Genomic DNA, 14,987 nt, shown 5'->3' with positions numbered 1-14,987 from the left:
GGCATCCGCTGCCGGATGGCCCCCCAAAGTTATGCGAAGCCCGTCTTCAGCGCCTCGCGGCTCAGGGGCAGTTCCCTGAGCCTGACGCCCGTGGCGACGAAGACCGCACGGGGCGGGGGACCAGATCTTGAATCTTGATTTTTCTCTTAGAGACTCGCCCTGGTATCCGGATGAGCATCTGATGTGCCGGGATAAATCGGGGACGCAAAAAAAGGGCGACCGAAGTCGCCCTTGAAATCGTTGCAGGCAGGGATGATCTACTTCTTCTTTCCTTTTCCTTGGCCCTTTGAACCGCGATCATCTTCGGGCAAAAGGTCGTCATCGTATCCTTTGCCTTTACTACTACCTTTGCCCTTTCCCTTACCCGAATTCATCGAGTCGTCATCGTACCCCTTGCCCTTTTTGGATCGTGAGCCCCAATAATCGAGCTCGCCGTTTTTCAGGGCATGAAATTCCTTCGAGCCGGGCTTGATGCCCATTTCCTGGGCCATGACTCCCCATCCTTTTCCCTCGTTCTTCTCATAGGTGTTTCTCACCCGTTCCCTGGTGAGGCCTGTCATGCGCGCCAGTTCGAAGATCATGAAGATGTCGGCGGGCCTTTTGGTCATGCGTGCCAGATCCTCCACTTCGCGTGTCGGAACCCCGTAACGGGCACTGAGGTTGCTTACGAACGAGCTGCGCGAGCGCGTGGCCTCGGCGTCGAGTTCTTCCAGGAAGATGTCCAGCCCGCTGGCCATGGCCGTTCCGGCACACAGAAGGCCGAGTAGAATCGCAAAAATCAGTTTTTTCATGGGAGAGCTCCTTGTTGACGCGCCGTGGAGGACGGCGCGGTTGATCCATGGTTCTTCGAAATCTGATTGTAAGGGCAAACCGCAGGACATGGCAACAATGGAGAGTGTGCCCGTTTTAAAGGCGAAGATTATCAGGAAGCGAGGATGCCAAGGATGCGCCGTGCGACTCGCTCCGGGGGTAGGTTTTCCAGGCAGGCGTAGTCTTTTAGGGCACAGGTGTTCTCGTTGCAGGGGCGGCAGGGCAGGTCCTCGAAGATGTCCTCGTGCTGATCGGACGGGAAGCGCCAGCCGCCGCTGGTCGCGCCGAGGATGGTCAGCGTCGGGGTGCTTACGGCCACTGCGAAATGGCGTGGCCCGGAACAGTTGCCGACGTGCAGGCGCGCCAGGGATTGCACAGCCGCCATCTGACGCAGGCCGATGACCGTGTCAGGAAAGACGCAGGCTTCGGGCGCGGGGCAGTTGTCCAGCACCTCGCGGGCCATGTCCGCCTCGCCCGGGCCGTAGAGGATGAGAAATCGAATGTCGGGCCGCGCGGTATGAACCTGGCCGATCATGGCTCCGTAATGACGGGACGGCCAGAGGCGGGTTGTGCGGCGATGGGTCGGGTCCAGGGTGATGTACGCCCCGGGCGTGAGTCCGTGGGCGGCCAGATATTCCCTGGCCCAGGCGGTCTCCGCTTCGGTCAGGAAGATTTCCGGGGCCTGTCCGCTCCAGGTGATGCCGAGCGGAGCGAGGATGCTGGCCCGGTAGATGCCGGAATAGGCGGGCACGGGTTTGGCCCAGTGGGTGTAGAGCAACCGGTTGTACCAGGGCGGCGGGTAGGACAGCCGGACCTTGGCGCGGCTCATGAGGGTCACGAAGCGGCAGCGCGGCAATTGCTGGAAGTCCACGACCAGATCGTAATTCTCGCGGGCTATGCGGGCATAGAATTTGAGTTCGGCCAGGAAGTTTGGCAGCTCCTTTTTGTTCAGCGCCCATACTTTGTGCAGGTGCGGATTGTTTTCGAGCACCGGCGTGCACTTTTTTTCGGTGAAGACGTCGATGGTTGCGTCTGGATATCGTTCCTTCAGAAGTCTGATGGACGGGGTGGTCAGCAGCACGTCGCCGATCTGGCGCAGTTGGCAGACAAGGATGCGTCTGGGCTCGAAGGTGGCAAGATTGTTCATGAAAATTCCCGGATAAGGTCGGCGTAGGGCTCAAGGCCGCTTCGCGGCGCATAGTCGGTGCGCGCGGTGGACCCCTTGTGGATCAGGGCCTTGATGCGCTGGGCCAGTCCCGAGGCGTCGGCGGGGTCGCCAAGGACCGCTTCGGGGCGCAAAAAAACGGAGCTGCCGTTGCAGGCCGTGGATATGGTCGGCAGGCCGCAGGCCAGGGCTTCGAGCACGGCGTTGGCGCAGGCGTCATAGAAGGTGTCCAGCACGAAAATGTCCCCGGACTGATAAAGGGCGGGCATGTCGTCCACCCGGCCCAGAAAATGGACGCGCGCCCGTACCCCGAGCGTCTCGGCCAGGGCGGTCAGGTCGCGGCTGCCGCGTCCGCCGGCCACGGCCAGGTGGAACGATGCCGGCAGTTGGGCCAGGGCCCTGACCAGGACATGGATGCCTTTCAAACGGAAATTGGTGCCCGCGGTGACGATCAGGTCCGCCTGTTCCGGCAGGCCGAAACGTCGGCGCAGCTCCGGCCTGAGGGCCGGGTCACCGGGCAAGAAGCAGCCAAGATCCGGTTTGTTGTAGATGAGGCGGATGTTTTCGGGGCGTAGGCCGCCATAGGCCTGCACGGTCAGGTCGCGCACGAATTCGGAGTTGGCCACCAGCACGGGGGTGTGCCGCGCGCACAAACCTTCGATGAGCCGGCCGAGCTGCTTGCCCGGCGAGAGCTGCCTGGCGAGGGTCTTCAGGATGCGCTCCCGGCCCGGGGCATAGGCGCGGATGGAGTAGTCCCAGAAAAGTCTGGTCGGCCCGCCGGAAAGGCGCGCGATGTCCTGGAAGACGGTGTTCCCGAGCCCCACGCTCACGTCGAATTTTCCCCTGCGGCGTGCGACCTCGGCAGCCAGTGCGAACCAGAGGACCTTGCCAAGCTTGCCCGGTATCGGACGGCCGACCCGGATCACCCGCACGCCGCTTGGCGCAGGGCCGTCCTGCTTGGCGCAGATGAAGGTCACCTCGAATTCTGCAGCGCACTGGGTGGCCAGATATTCGGCCAGGCGGAATCCGAACTGCTCGGCTCCGCCGTAACGGCTCAGTTTCGGGAGCATGAGCGCGACGCGTTTCATGGTGCATCCTCGTAGACCGCCAGGGTCTGGGCCAGAAAGTCGCGCCCTGAAAGATCGGCCATGCGCCTGCCCTGCACTTCGCGTAGGGATTCGGCCATGCCCGGCTCCGTGGCCACAGCGCGGATGCCTTGCTGAAGGGCGTCCACGTCCCCGGCGGCAAAAAGAGCTTTCGGTTCCAGCAGATCGGGCATGACGCCGACATCGGTGCTGATCAGCGGCACGCCCGTGGCCATGATCTCAAGGGCCGCCCGGGCGATGGTCTCGGACCAGAGCGATGCGACCACGCCAAGATCGAGAGCGTTCAGGCAGGCGGCGATATCGGGGCGCTTGCCCGTGATGGCGGTGATGGAGTCGATGCCGTGCTCCGTGATCCAGCCGCGCACCGTGGATTCCGGCGTGGCCGAGTCAAAGCCGAGCAAAAGGAGGCGGATGTTCTTCATCCCCTGCGCGTGCAGCCGCGCCACGGCCCGGATCAGCTCGTGCTGACCCTTGACCCGGTCGAAGCGGCCCAGGAGACCGACCACGAAATTGCCGTCGCCGTATCCCAGCTCGGCCCTGATGCGGGTGCGGGCGGCAGGGTCGGGGTGAAACGTGTCCGTGTCCACACCGCCGAGGATCTGGTGCAGCTTGTTTTTTGGCACCTTAAAGACATCCCTGAAATGGCGGGTCATGGGCGAGTTGGTGGTGATGACCGCGTCGCTGACGTCATTGTGCAGCCAGCGGTTGACCAGGTTCGCCTTGGGCAGGCGCTGGTCTCCGCGCGTGCGGATCAGTCGGAATCCCCCCAGCTCTTTCTTGATGAGACCCCACAGCAGGTAGCTCTCTCCCCGGTGGCAGTTGACCACGTCGGGTCTGAATTCGCGCACCAGTCGCTTGAGTTTGCCATGCAGCGAGGCTATGCCCCAGGGCGTGGCCGTGTTCAGGTCCAGAAGCCGCATGGGCAGCCCCCATTCCTCTCCCTTGCGGGCGGACAGGGTGCCCGGCAGCCCCAGGACCAGTACCTCATGGCCGCTTTCGCGCAGGAGGCGGCTCAAGTACATTCCGTACCAGGCTGTGGCGTTGAACCACCGTACATTGACGACCTGGATGCTTCTCATGACATGTGTTTCCGTGATTATTCCCACCCATGACCGGGCGGATGTTCTGGGCCGGGCCGTTGCCTCCGTGCTGGGGCAGACCTGGACCGATCTTGAGCTTTTTGTCGTCGATGACGGCTCCTCCGACGCGACGGCTTCGGTGTTGGCCGAATTCGACGATCCCCGGCTTACGGGAATGCATCAGGAAAATAAAGGGGTCAGCGCGGCCCGCAACCTGGGCATCGCGGCCAGCGGTGGCAGATATGTCGCGCTTTTGGATTCCGACGACTACTGGATGCCGGACAAGCTCGAAAAGCAGGTCCGCTTCATGGCCGAGAGCGGGTTTGCGATTTGCCAGACGGACGAAATCTGGATCAGGAACGGGCAGAGGGTCAATCCCCGTTTCAAGCATGCCAAGCCCGCCGGTTGGTTTCTTGAACGCTCCCTGGAATTGTGCCTGATCAGTCCGTCCTGCGTCATGTTCACCCGCGAATTGTGGAGGGAGCTCGGACCCTTCGACGAACGCCTGCCCGCCTGCGAGGACTACAGCCTGTGGCTGCGCGTCGGGACGCGCCATCCGGTGGGGCTGGTTCCCGAGGCGCTGACGGTCAAGACCGGGGGGCACGCGGACCAGCTCTCGCGGCGCATCATCGGCCTTGACCTGTACCGCATCTACGCCATGGTCGATCTGTTGCGGAGCATGGCGCTTGGCGGCGAGCAGCGGGTCATGGTCGGGGCGGCGCTGCGGGAGAGGGTGCGGCTTTATGCCCAAGGCTGCATCAAGCACGGCAAGGATGAGGAAGCGGTGCGGGTGCGGGAGTTGACCGCAGAGGTTTTGCGCGGCCTTTGACCAGACTGACGGCCTGACCGCGAAAAAGGGCTTCGGCGTGTGCCAAAGCCCTTTTTTCAGGCTCGTTTTTCGGTACAGGCCCGCAGGTCAGGGATTATAGAGCGTACGCTCCTGCATGGGCGGGGGCGTCATCTGGTAGACCCAGGTTTCGCTGATGCGCCGGCCGTCGGCTTCGAGGTGCAGGCGCAGGTTGATGGGGCTTTGGCTCTCGTCGGGCGGGACCACGTCGAACATGCAGCGAAAGCCGTTTATGGCGTGCTGCGGACGGACCGAGGTCAGTTCGATGCGGCCGGCCGAAGTCTCAAGGACCGGCGTTATCTTCTTGTCCTTGGCGATCATGGCCAGATCGCCGCCGGTGAAGTCCACGGCGAAGCGTTTGCTGTAATAGACGCGTTTCTGGCCGACCACTCCGCCAAGACCCGTGAAGGTGTCCACGACATGGGCCAGCTGGCCCGGCATGGGCGGCTGCGTGCCCCAGTAGAGGTTGTAGCTGAAGAGCAGCTCCTGTCCTGCCTCCACCGGAGCGGCGGGGTTCCAGAAGGCCACGATGTTGTCGAATGTTTCGTCCACATGGGAGATCTCGACCAGCTGCACCGAGCCCTCGCCCCAGTCTCCCACCGGCTCCACCCAGACGCTTGGGCGCTTGTCGTAGAACACGCCGTCGTCCTGGTAGTGATCGAAATTCTGATCACGCTGGAACAGGCCAAAGCCGCGCGGGTTCCGATCCATGAAGGCGTTGAAGCGCAGAAATGGCGGGTTTTCGAGGGGGCGCCAGATCCATTCGCCGTTGCCGGTGTGGATGGCCAATCCGTCGGAGTCGTGGATCTCCTGCCGCCAGTCGTAGCCCATGCGGCGATCGTTCTCTCCGGTCAGGAACATGCTGGTCAGGGGTGCCACGCCCAGACGCTCGATGGGCTTGCGCGGGTAGAGGGCGGCGTCCACTTTCATGCCGAGGGTCTGCCCGGGGCGGATGTCGAAACGGTAGGCGCCGGTGACGCTGGGTGAATCGAGCAGGGCGTAGACGGTGGCGGTGTCGCTTCCAGGGCGGGGTTTTTCCAGCCAGAAATGCGTGAAGAGCGGAAACTCCTCGTTTCTGGGCAAGGCAGTGTCCACGGCCAGGCCACGGGCGGACAGGCCGTACTGCATCTCGCCGCCCACGGCGCGAAAGTAGCTCGCACCCAGGAAGGCCACCAGATCGCGGGCCCAGTCGGTGTGAAAGCGGAAGCGGAAACCGGCGAAGCCGAGGTCTTTTGGCAGGTCCTTGCCCTTGATTCCGGATTTTCCGTACTTGAAGAGGTCCGGGGTGTAGTCGATCTCTTTGACCTTGCCGTCCTGCAACTCATAGATGGTGATGGGGGTCTTGAAGTACAGGCCGCGGTGGAAGAGCTCGGCGCGAAAAAGAGAGCTCTCGCCTTGCCACAGCGCATGCTCCGAATCAAAGGAGAGCTGCATGTAGTCGTCCCAGGTCAGGTTCTGCAGAACCTTGGGCAGCTCCCCTTCGTGGCTGACATGGGGCGTGGCGGCCAGGGCCCGGGCGCGGCCTTTGAGCCAAGCGTAGTCGAAGGTTGTGCCGCCGGTGGGAATTGGCGCGTCCGTGGCCGCCGTGGCGGCCGTGGACGCGACAAGGAAGGCGCCAAGAATGATCGGAATGATCAACGCGAAAAGAGATTGACGCTTCATGGTTTGGGGATTCTCCATTTTACTGGGCAAGTTCCTGCTTGCTCACGGCTTCGGACTTGATGCGGTCCAGAAGATCGCTCAGGGCCGGTTTGACGTTTTCGCGGATGTCGCCGGCCACGATCAGAAAAAGCAGATCGTCGCCGGGCACGTATTCACCGCTCCTGGCTTCGGCCACGACCCTGAAGATGCCGGGACGGGCTTCGAATTCGGCGCGGATGGCCTCGACCTTGTCCTGATCGACTTCGATCTTGACCCGGCCGACCTTGGATTTGTCCTTGCGCGACCAGGCGCGGACCACGCCGTTGTGCACCAGGATCATGCCCACGTTTTCCCCGAATCCGGGTTCGGTCTTGAGTTCGGCGATTTTCTTGCTGATATCCATGTTTTTCTCCTTCGGGCGCTACAGTTCGTTCAAATGGGTGCGGGCGAATTCCAGACCTGGATCGAGAGCCAGCGCTTCGGTCAGGAGTTCCCGGGCCTTGTCCGCGTTGTTCATGAATTTATGACACAGACCCAGATTGGCCAGGTCCATGGCTGATCCGCTGTCAAGAGCGAGGGCTAGCTCGAAGTTGGCCGCCGCTCCGGCGAATTCCTGCTGCTTGAAATAGGCCACCCCGCGCAGGTTGAAGTACTCCTTGACCTCGGGGCAGTACTCCACGGCACGGTCCAGATGGGGGATCGTGCCGGACCACTGTCCCTGCTGGGAAAGCGCGTAGGCCTGATAGAACGCGGCCAGGCCCCGGTCGTCGGCTTCAGGCTGGAGGTGCTCGGCCCGGGCGAACCAGGACGCGGCCTGGTCGATATCGCCCTGGCGCAGGGCCACGAGGCCCCTGAAAAACGGTAGGTAATGGGCCTCGGGGTGGATTTCTTCCAGCACGTCAAGCCCGGCTTCGGCCTGCTCGGGGTCCATGTCCTCGGCCAGCACGCGGCCCACGAAAAGGCCCAGGGAGGCCATGGGCGTGCGCTCCCGGAACAGAAATCCGGGCACGAAGTTGTAGTTGGCGGGGATGCCAAGCTCTTTGACCGTGGTGTCCACGGAGAAAAAGGTGAAGTCCTGGTCCTTGAGCCGCGCACAGAAGATTTCGAGCTCCGTTGCGATATCGGCGTTGGTGTTTGAAGGCAGGGAGTGGATGGAGACCACCGCGCCGGAAGTCAGCCACGCGCACTGATCCGGATGAATGAACTTGGGCAGGCCCGAGGCTTCGTAATTGCTGCAGGTCTCGAAATCCCCGCCGAGCTGGGCGATTTCCGTCAGGGCGCGGATGGCCGCCTTTTCGGGAGATGAGGCCGTGCCTGCCGTGAAGACGATCTCGCTTTTGTGCGGGAAGGTGGCGGGGTCCATGACCAGGGCCGCCACCGTGGGCACGGGCAGGCCCAGGCTGAAATCCTTGAGAAAGACTTTCAGGCCGTTGGCGATGAATTTTTCGTGCAATTCGATCAGGACCGGGTCGGTGAAGGAGGCAGGATCGATGCTTGGCGTTTCCTGCCGGGTGCGGTCGACGACGGCGCAGACATGGCGCTCGACCAGTTCGCATCCGCCCTGCAGCATGGACTCCTCCAGGGTGTTGCCTGCGGAGGAGCCATTGAATTCGTTGAGTTTCTTGAACCAGTCCAGCGGGGCCATGAACTCCTGTCCTCCGCCGATGTCCGTGACCGGCGCGAAACGCCAGGGCAAAAGGTCCAGGATGCGCGCCGCATCGTCTTCGCAGACTCCGTCCGTCACGGACTGGAGCATGTAGGAGATGGGCAGGAGCCTGTCGCCAAAAGTTTCTCGTGCCTGCGACCAGGTCATGGACTGAAAGTTTTCGGGATTGTCCCAGTAGGAAAAATAGCTGAACCTCTCCACCAGCTCCATCAGCGCCGAGGCTTCGGCCTGGGGGGCGGAAGCGCCTTTGCCCATCTGTTTGCGGGTGGGCATGATGCCCCGGGCGTCCTCGCCGCAGATGGACATGTAGACCGGGATGCCGAGACGGCCGGTGTCGATGCGCCGGGTCTGGGCCAGGATGCGTTTACCGGAGTTCGCCAGGGCTGCCCGTGCCCGAGTGACGGTTTCTTCGGGTGTGCAGGTCTTGTCCAGGTCCGTGACGTAGCCCTTGGGGCAGGGATGTATCTTGATCATATTGGTCCGAATTGCGACGGGTTGGGGTTGGTTTCAAGGGTCATCGCGCGCGAAGCGTTGCCTGCGCGGGATGAACAACGTTTCGAGGGTTGTTGTGACGAGGCTTTTGGAGCAAGTCAATGGCCTTTGTTTTTTGAACCTGTCTTGATATGTGTGTGGAGAGTCAACACACGGCGGTGCACTCTTCAAGGAGGGTCCATGAGCGCAGACGATTTTTTGCTTGGCGGTGCGGGCGGGCAGGGTTTGTATCAGCTTGGAGTCATGGGCAACCGTCACGGTCTGGTGACGGGGGCCACCGGCACGGGCAAGACCGTCACGCTGCAGGTGCTGGCGGAGAGTTATGCGCGGATGGGGGTTCCGGTCTTTGCGGCCGACATCAAGGGCGATCTGTCGGGTATCGCGACGCCGGGCACGCCTCATCCCAAGATTGACGAGCGCCTGGCCGTCATGCCCGCGCAAGATTTTTCCTTTCAGGGCTGTCCCGTTGTTTTCTGGGATGTCTTTGGTCAAAGCGGGCATCCCCTGCGCAGCACCATTTCCGAGATGGGGCCGCTGCTTCTCTCCTCGCTGCTGGGAGTGAACGAGACGCAAGGCGGGATTCTGTACGCCTGTTTTCGCATTGCCGATGAGCAGGGTCTTTTGCTCCTTGATTTAAAGGACCTGCGGGCCATGCTGGAATTCATGGCCCAAAACGCGGCGGAGCTGCGCGGCACTTACGGCAACATCAGCGCCGCCAGCGTGGGCGCGTTGCAGCGGCAGTTGCTGGTGCTGGAGGAGCAAGGCGGGGACATCTTTTTCGGCGAGCCGGGAGTGAACCTTGGTGACCTCATGCATGTCGATTTTTCGGGCAACGGCGTCATTTCCATTCTGGACGCCTCAAGCCTCATGTCCCGCTCGCCGAAGATCTACGCCACGTTTCTGCTCTGGCTTCTGGCCGAGCTTTTCGAACAGTTGCCGGAGGTGGGCAATCCGGAGAGGCCCGTCATGGTCTTTTTCTTTGATGAGGCTCATCTGCTTTTCGACAATGCGCCAAAGGCCCTGGTGGACAAGATCGAACAGGTTGTCCGCCTGATCCGCTCCAAGGGCGTGGGCATTTATTTCATCACCCAGAGCCCGACGGATGTCCCGGATCAGATCCTGGGGCAGCTTGGGCTCAAGATCCAGCATGCCCTGCGAGCCTACACGCCAAGGGAGCAAAAGGCCGTGCGGGCCGTGGCCGAGAGCTTTCGGGCCAATCCCGCCTTTGACACCGCCGAGACCATCGTCAGTCTTGGCACTGGAGAGGCCCTTGTCTCCGCCCTGGATGAAAAGGGCAGGCCGCGCATGGTCGAGCGGATTCTGATCCGTCCGCCCTATTCGCGCATCGGCCCGCTGACGGAACAGGAGCGAAGCACCATACTGTCCCGTTCTCCGCTGAAAGGGCGTTACGATGCGGCCGTGGACCGGGAGTCGGCTTTCGAGCTTTTACAGGCCAGGGCGCGAGAATCCATGGCCCGGGCAGAAGAGGCCCGGCAGGCCAAGACTCGGGCCAAGGCCGAAGGAAAGGATGGGGGCTGGTTATCGGGTTCGGGTCGCAGGCAGGGCGTGGCCGAGGCTCTGGTCAAGAGCACGGTGCGGACCATCGGGACCCAGCTTGGTCGTGAGATACTGCGCGGAGTATTGGGTTCGCTCTTTGGTGGAAAGCGCTGAGGGCGTCAGGATCGCCGCTTGCCCGGAGAAGCTGATGGAGCGGCATAGTTTAGGGCTTGCGGGGCATGATCTGTCGTGGCGAAAAAAAAAAGACCGGATAAACCGGTCTTTTGATTTTTGTGGAGCGGGAAACGAGATTTGAACTCGCGACTTCAACCTTGGCAAGGTTGCACTCTACCACTGAGTTACTCCCGCGCTCGAAGTGAGGCTGTCCTAATCAGAAGACCGGCATGAGGCAAGCATTTTTTGCGTGGCGGTCAGGCTGAAAGGAAAGGCCGGTCAGGGACCGGCCGAAAAATCTGGAGCGGGAAACGAGATTTGAACTCGCGACTTCAACCTTGGCAAGGTTGCACTCTACCACTGAGTTACTCCCGCGGGTGCTTGGAGGCGGCATCCAGATTTGAACTGGAGAATGGAGGTTTTGCAGACCTCTGCCTTACCACTTGGCTATGCCGCCTTCGTTGTGGAGCGGGAAACGAGATTTGAACTCGCGACTTCAACCTTGGCAAGGTTGCACTCTACCACTGAGTTACTCCCGCTCAACGAGGAAACGTGTTTATAAAGGGCGGTGCTGGCTGTCAATTAAAAAAACAGATTTTTTTTCCTTTGCTCCGGACACACCGGTAAAAATGGCTGGGAATGTGTGCAGGCCCGGGGGGTGAAGAGGCGGAAATCAGGATCAAAACGGCAGGATGGCGATGTGGTACATGTACGGTCGCGACATAATTGGGATTTGGAGTCAGGGCATTTTTTCCGATGTCGCGCTCCCAGATCCGCCCCGAAGACCCTCCGAAAAAATATTTTCAAGGAAGTACGGATTTCGGGTCTCGATAATCTTTCGATTTTATGCGATAAACAGCAGTCAACAGCAACGGGTCATGCGGAAGTGCCTTGGGGGAGGCTTGCCGGCGGTCAAGGGCTTTACTTTTTGCTTTTCAGTGAATAGAAACACTCTCCCTAAGTTAACAGGCGTGCAGGAGGAATTATCATGGAAGCCAAAGACCTTGAGTTCTTCAAAGAATATTTGACTCAGATGATTGACGATATCCAGCGGCAGGGTGAGGCGACCATCGAAGAAATGTCGGACAACGTGGAATACTATTCCGATCCTGCCGACAGAGCTTCCGCCGAGTCCGACAGGACGTTCACTCTGCGTTTGCGTGACCGGGACCGCAAGCTGATCAAGAAAATCAACGAAGCCCTGGACCGTATCGAAGATGGCACTTTCGGCGTTTGCGAGGATTGCGACGAGGAAATTGGGATTCCCCGCCTGAAAGCCCGTCCGATGACCACCTTGTGCATCGAATGCAAGAGCCGCAGGGAAGAGGAAGAGCGTTTGCGCGGTGACTAGGGCTGCGACCGGTTTAATGTTCATTGAAGCGCGTGCCGTTTGCGGGACGCGCTTTTTTTTAGGGTGAATCCATGGACGCCAGTGTTTTCTGTTTTGTGGCCAGGGAATTAGCCGAGCGCATCGTCGGCATGCGCGTGGAGAAGGTTTTTGCGCCTCTTCCCGAAACCTGGACCCTGGATCTTGGTCGGGCCGGGTATCTTGTGCTGTGTACGGCAAAACCCACGCCGTTTCTCTACCTGAGCCGCCACAAGCCCGAAAACCCCCATAACCCGGCAGGCCGCGCCATGTGGTTGCGCAAACGGCTCAAAGGACGTCGCGTCCTCGGGCTCGTTTCGGACTGGCCGCTTCGGCGGCTGGCCCTTGAGTTGTCGCCGGGCGAAGGCAAGTGGCTCGTCCTTGATTTGGCCGCGAATCCGCTGTTGACGGAAGCGTTGCCGCCCGGATTCGGAAGCGAGCCGGTCTGGCCGGAACTTGAGCGAATCAAAAGCGAGGAGGGGCTGTGGAGGGCGCTTCCTCATTTGACCCCTCCATTGCGCCATCATCTGCGTTCGGTTCCGTCGGCCGAAGCCGAGACCTTGCTGATGAACCTGAAGGCCGGCACCGTGTCCACTTTTTATCACGGCCTTGATCATCAGGATCGCCCCCAGGTCCGTCTCTGGCCCCTGCGTGACGGAGGGGCCTGTTCCAGCGTTCTGGAGGCCGCGCAGATAGCCCACGGCCAGACGTTGGCCGGGCTGGAGCGGGTTCATGCCGGTGCCGACAGCGCCGTGGCCCGCAACATTCGCCGCATCAGGCGCGCCCTTGAGCGGGTGCAGGATGACCACAAGCGCTTGCAGGTCATGGTCGAAAAGCGTCGCGAAGGACTGCTGCTGCAGGCTCAGCTGCACCGTCTGGACAGGAATGTCCGCCTGGCCGTGTTGCGCCTTGAGGATGAAGAGGGCGGGGAGGTGGAAGTGCGTCTCGATCCTGGCCAGACGGTGCGGGAAAACATGGAACGTTTTTTTATGCGCGCCGCCAAGGGCGAGCGGGGGCTCGGCATTGTCGCCGCCCGTGTGCTGGCCCTCCAGCGGGAACTGGATGCTGCCCGTCAGGGTGTGCTGCCGGCCGAATCCGAGCCGGGGCGCGGCGCAAAAGCTCCCGTGCCTGTCGTGCTCCCCGCCAAGTACCGTAAGATCAAGGTCCAGGCTTACCGCTCCTCCGACGGGTTCCTCATTGTGCGCGGCCGCAGCGCCCAGGCCAATCATCAGCTTCTGACCCAGGCCGCCAGTCCTTTTGATTACTGGCTGCACGCCCAGGACGGCCCCGGCGCGCACGTCATCGTCAAGCGCGACTTCCCGGCCCAGGAAGTGCCCGAGCGGACCGTCCAGGAAGCGGCGGCCCTGGCGGCCCTGGCCAGTCATCTGAAAATGGCCGATCGGGGCGAGGTGCTCCTGTGCCTGGTCAAGGATGTGCGGCCCATAAAGGGCGCGGCCCTTGGAATGGTCGGGGTGGACAAGGTTTTGCGCACGGTGCGTCCGGCCATCGATCCCGCCCTGGAAGAAAACCTTCGCCTCGAAGGGCAACGCTGACTTTACATACTGCCTTGCCGGACATACTACTTACGGCCACAACATTTGCGCGAGGTATACCCATGTTGATCGATTCCCACGGCAGAAAAGTCAGTTACCTGAGGCTGAGCATCACGGACCGTTGCAATCTGCGTTGTCTGTATTGCAGGCCCCAGGATGAATGGACTTTCATACCGCACGAACAGATTCTGTCTTTCGAGGAGATGGCCGAGCTGGTGGACGTGGCCAGGCAGGCCGGGGTGGAGAAGGTCCGCCTGACCGGTGGTGAACCTTTCGCACGCAAGGATTTCATTCCTTTCGTTGGGCGTCTGCATGCCAAGTATCCCGACCTGGATCTGCGCATCACCACCAACGGGACCCTGCTCGCGGATCGCGTGGACGAATTGCGTGAGGCCGGTATCTCCTGCCTGAATGTTTCTCTTGATACCCTGCAGCGCAAAAAATTCGAGGAAATCACCAAGATCGACGCCTACGATCAGGTCCGGGCGGGCATCGACGCCTGTCTAAAGGGTGGCCTGCGGGTCAAGGTCAATGTCGTGGCCCTGAAGGGGATCAACGATGATGAGCTGCCCGGATTCGTGGATTTCGCCCGCGACAACGGGGTGGACGTGCGCTTCATCGAGTTCATGCCCATCGGCTACCAGTCGCGCTGGAGCCGTGACAATTACTGGCCCGCCGAGGAGATCATCGCCGAAGTGGAGAAGCTGGTGCCGCTTGAGGAGGTGCTCGTAGCATCCCGCAACAGCGGCCCTGCGCGGATGTACGGTATTTCCGGCGGGTCCGGGCGAATCGGGGTCATCTCGGCGGTCAGCAATCATTTCTGCGAGAGCTGCAACCGCTTTCGGGTCACTTCCGACGGCAAGCTGCGCACCTGCCTTTTTTCAGACCAGGAATATGACGTGCGGTCCATCCTGCGCGATCCGGGGCATACCATGCAGGACATGCTCGACCTCTTTGCCCGGGCCAACGCGGAAAAGCCTCTGGGCTACCGCCTGCTGCAGGAGCGCGAGCACAATCAGGTCTGCGACAGGACCATGACGGCCATCGGCGGCTAGCAGGCTGCGACAAAAAAACGGCAATCTGCTTCGCCGTCACGGAAAATCCAGGCCCTCACGTATGCAGCGCTGCCCATGCGGGCGCACGTACGCTTCGGTCCTGGATTTTCCTTGTTCCGCGCGTCTCCCGGTTTTTTCGGCAGCCTGGCCGTTTGAAGCCTTTCAATGGGCGGCTAGGATTTTTTTCTGTGGACCAGGTCGTCCACGGCTTCGGGAGTGGACGGTATGGAGAGTGTGGGTTTGCCCTCTTCCAGGACGCGGTCGATATCCAGGGTCTCGATGACGATGTCGGACCCGAAGGCGTCTTCCTGCAGGGCCAGGTATGCGGTCTTGGAAAAGGCCCGGGATTTGGCCCACCAGGAGCTGCCCTTTTGTTCCCAGAAGCGCTGCCCGGAGCGGTAGGCATACATGCCCGAACAGGCCAAAAATGCGAGATTGGTCTTGATTGCGGTCACGAAAGCTTTCCTCACCATGCTTTTTGCTTCTTGAAAAGCAAGTTGCGTTTCCTGCCTGACGGCCGGCAGTTGGCTGGTTTC

The 14,987-nt window shown here is 61.2% G+C and carries 13 protein-coding genes and 4 tRNA genes; 5 read left to right on the top strand and 12 right to left on the bottom strand.

All coding sequences use genetic code 11. The annotated features are described in order from the left end of the window. Positions 1-257: 257 nt before the first annotated feature. From BMZ24_RS14560 to BMZ24_RS14545, 4 genes are all read right to left on the bottom strand, one after another. Positions 258-791, bottom strand: a complete 534-nt coding sequence (locus tag BMZ24_RS14560) for a hypothetical protein (RefSeq protein ID WP_092193496.1) — start codon at positions 789-791, stop codon at positions 258-260. Positions 792-922: 131 nt separating this feature from the next. Then, a complete protein-coding gene (locus BMZ24_RS14555; RefSeq protein WP_092193495.1) occupies positions 923-1,957 on the bottom strand; it encodes a glycosyltransferase family 9 protein in 1,035 nt (344 codons plus the stop codon). Further along, a complete protein-coding gene (locus BMZ24_RS14550; RefSeq protein WP_092193494.1) occupies positions 1,954-3,063 on the bottom strand; it encodes a glycosyltransferase family 4 protein in 1,110 nt (369 codons plus the stop codon). The genes BMZ24_RS14555 and BMZ24_RS14550 overlap by 4 nt, the downstream gene beginning before the upstream one ends. After that, positions 3,060-4,160 (bottom strand): glycosyltransferase, encoded by a 1,101-nt coding sequence (locus BMZ24_RS14545; protein ID WP_092193493.1) that lies wholly within the window; start codon positions 4,158-4,160, stop codon positions 3,060-3,062. Before BMZ24_RS14545 ends, BMZ24_RS14550 begins: the two co-directional genes overlap by 4 nt. On the opposite strand from BMZ24_RS14545, the gene BMZ24_RS14540 reads away from it, so the two are divergent. Continuing rightward, on the top strand, positions 4,159-4,989 hold the full coding sequence (locus BMZ24_RS14540) for a glycosyltransferase family 2 protein (protein WP_092193492.1): 831 nt from the start codon (positions 4,159-4,161) through the stop codon (positions 4,987-4,989). The two genes, BMZ24_RS14545 and BMZ24_RS14540, sit on opposite strands and share 2 nt — an antisense overlap. Positions 4,990-5,076: 87 nt before the next feature. On the opposite strand, the gene BMZ24_RS14535 is transcribed toward BMZ24_RS14540, so the two are convergent. Genes BMZ24_RS14535 through BMZ24_RS14525 form a run of 3 tightly spaced genes read right to left on the bottom strand, consistent with a single transcriptional unit; the run spans position 5,077 to position 8,788 of the window. Then, positions 5,077-6,669: a glucan biosynthesis protein D gene (locus tag BMZ24_RS14535; protein ID WP_092193588.1), complete on the bottom strand. Its 1,593-nt coding sequence runs from the start codon at positions 6,667-6,669 to the stop codon at positions 5,077-5,079. A 19-nt stretch (positions 6,670-6,688) separates the two neighbouring features. After that, on the bottom strand, positions 6,689-7,051 hold the full coding sequence (locus BMZ24_RS14530) for a molybdenum cofactor biosynthesis protein MoaE (RefSeq protein ID WP_092193491.1): 363 nt from the start codon (positions 7,049-7,051) through the stop codon (positions 6,689-6,691). Positions 7,052-7,069: 18 nt separating this feature from the next. Then, a complete protein-coding gene (locus BMZ24_RS14525; RefSeq protein WP_092193490.1) occupies positions 7,070-8,788 on the bottom strand; it encodes a YcaO-like family protein in 1,719 nt (572 codons plus the stop codon). 198 nt (positions 8,789-8,986) lie between these two features. On the opposite strand from BMZ24_RS14525, the gene BMZ24_RS14520 reads away from it, so the two are divergent. Beyond that, on the top strand, positions 8,987-10,477 hold the full coding sequence (locus tag BMZ24_RS14520; RefSeq protein ID WP_092193489.1) for a helicase HerA-like domain-containing protein: 1,491 nt from the start codon (positions 8,987-8,989) through the stop codon (positions 10,475-10,477). 120 nt (positions 10,478-10,597) lie between these two features. Here the strand turns inward: BMZ24_RS14520 and BMZ24_RS14515 are convergent. From BMZ24_RS14515 to BMZ24_RS14500, 4 genes are all read right to left on the bottom strand, one after another. Then, a tRNA-Gly gene (locus BMZ24_RS14515) sits at positions 10,598-10,672 on the bottom strand. Between the two features lie 105 nt (positions 10,673-10,777). Then, positions 10,778-10,852, bottom strand: a tRNA-Gly gene (locus BMZ24_RS14510). Between the two features lie 7 nt (positions 10,853-10,859). Further along, a tRNA-Cys gene (locus BMZ24_RS14505) sits at positions 10,860-10,934 on the bottom strand. A 7-nt stretch (positions 10,935-10,941) separates the two neighbouring features. After that, positions 10,942-11,016: transfer RNA gene (locus tag BMZ24_RS14500), tRNA-Gly, on the bottom strand. Between the two features lie 449 nt (positions 11,017-11,465). Between BMZ24_RS14500 and dksA the strand changes: the two genes are divergently transcribed. The 3 genes from dksA (at position 11,466) to moaA (ending at position 14,451) form a co-directional block, all read left to right on the top strand. Further along, positions 11,466-11,828: an RNA polymerase-binding protein DksA gene (gene dksA / locus BMZ24_RS14495; RefSeq protein WP_092193488.1), complete on the top strand. Its 363-nt coding sequence runs from the start codon at positions 11,466-11,468 to the stop codon at positions 11,826-11,828. A 71-nt stretch (positions 11,829-11,899) separates the two neighbouring features. Beyond that, positions 11,900-13,396 carry an NFACT RNA binding domain-containing protein gene (locus BMZ24_RS14490; protein WP_092193487.1) on the top strand — a complete coding sequence of 499 codons (1,497 nt, stop codon included), beginning with the start codon at positions 11,900-11,902 and terminating at the stop codon, positions 13,394-13,396. Between the two features lie 62 nt (positions 13,397-13,458). After that, the gene (gene moaA / locus BMZ24_RS14485) at positions 13,459-14,451 is read left to right on the top strand and encodes a GTP 3',8-cyclase MoaA (protein ID WP_092193486.1); all 993 of its coding nucleotides are present in this window, start codon (positions 13,459-13,461) and stop codon (positions 14,449-14,451) included. A gap of 173 nt (positions 14,452-14,624) precedes the next feature. Here the strand turns inward: moaA and BMZ24_RS14480 are convergent, their stop codons facing one another. Further along, positions 14,625-14,906, bottom strand: a complete 282-nt coding sequence (locus tag BMZ24_RS14480; protein ID WP_143075684.1) for a hypothetical protein — start codon at positions 14,904-14,906, stop codon at positions 14,625-14,627. Positions 14,907-14,987 lie beyond the last annotated feature (81 nt).

Source organism: Desulfomicrobium norvegicum (assembly GCF_900114595.1).
Classification (GTDB): domain Bacteria; phylum Desulfobacterota; class Desulfovibrionia; order Desulfovibrionales; family Desulfomicrobiaceae; genus Desulfomicrobium; species Desulfomicrobium macestii.
This window is presented reverse-complemented; position numbering and strand designations above follow the sequence as displayed.

Bases quoted from the DNA above. Each gene is read 5' to 3' on its own strand.
- BMZ24_RS14560 (WP_092193496.1), bottom strand. From the start codon at position 791: ATGAAAAAACTGATTTTTGCGATTCTACTCGGCCTTCTGTGTGCCGGA.
- BMZ24_RS14555 (WP_092193495.1), bottom strand. From the start codon at position 1,957: ATGAACAATCTTGCCACCTTCGAGCCCAGACGCATCCTTGTCTGCCAA.
- BMZ24_RS14550 (WP_092193494.1), bottom strand. From the start codon at position 3,063: ATGAAACGCGTCGCGCTCATGCTCCCGAAACTGAGCCGTTACGGCGGA.
- BMZ24_RS14540 (WP_092193492.1), top strand. From the start codon at position 4,159: ATGACATGTGTTTCCGTGATTATTCCCACCCATGACCGGGCGGATGTT.
- BMZ24_RS14545 (WP_092193493.1), bottom strand. From the start codon at position 4,160: ATGAGAAGCATCCAGGTCGTCAATGTACGGTGGTTCAACGCCACAGCC.
- BMZ24_RS14535 (WP_092193588.1), bottom strand. From the start codon at position 6,669: ATGAAGCGTCAATCTCTTTTCGCGTTGATCATTCCGATCATTCTTGGC.
- BMZ24_RS14530 (WP_092193491.1), bottom strand. From the start codon at position 7,051: ATGGATATCAGCAAGAAAATCGCCGAACTCAAGACCGAACCCGGATTC.
- BMZ24_RS14525 (WP_092193490.1), bottom strand. From the start codon at position 8,788: ATGATCAAGATACATCCCTGCCCCAAGGGCTACGTCACGGACCTGGAC.
- BMZ24_RS14520 (WP_092193489.1), top strand. From the start codon at position 8,987: ATGAGCGCAGACGATTTTTTGCTTGGCGGTGCGGGCGGGCAGGGTTTG.
- dksA (WP_092193488.1), top strand. From the start codon at position 11,466: ATGGAAGCCAAAGACCTTGAGTTCTTCAAAGAATATTTGACTCAGATG.
- BMZ24_RS14490 (WP_092193487.1), top strand. From the start codon at position 11,900: ATGGACGCCAGTGTTTTCTGTTTTGTGGCCAGGGAATTAGCCGAGCGC.
- moaA (WP_092193486.1), top strand. From the start codon at position 13,459: ATGTTGATCGATTCCCACGGCAGAAAAGTCAGTTACCTGAGGCTGAGC.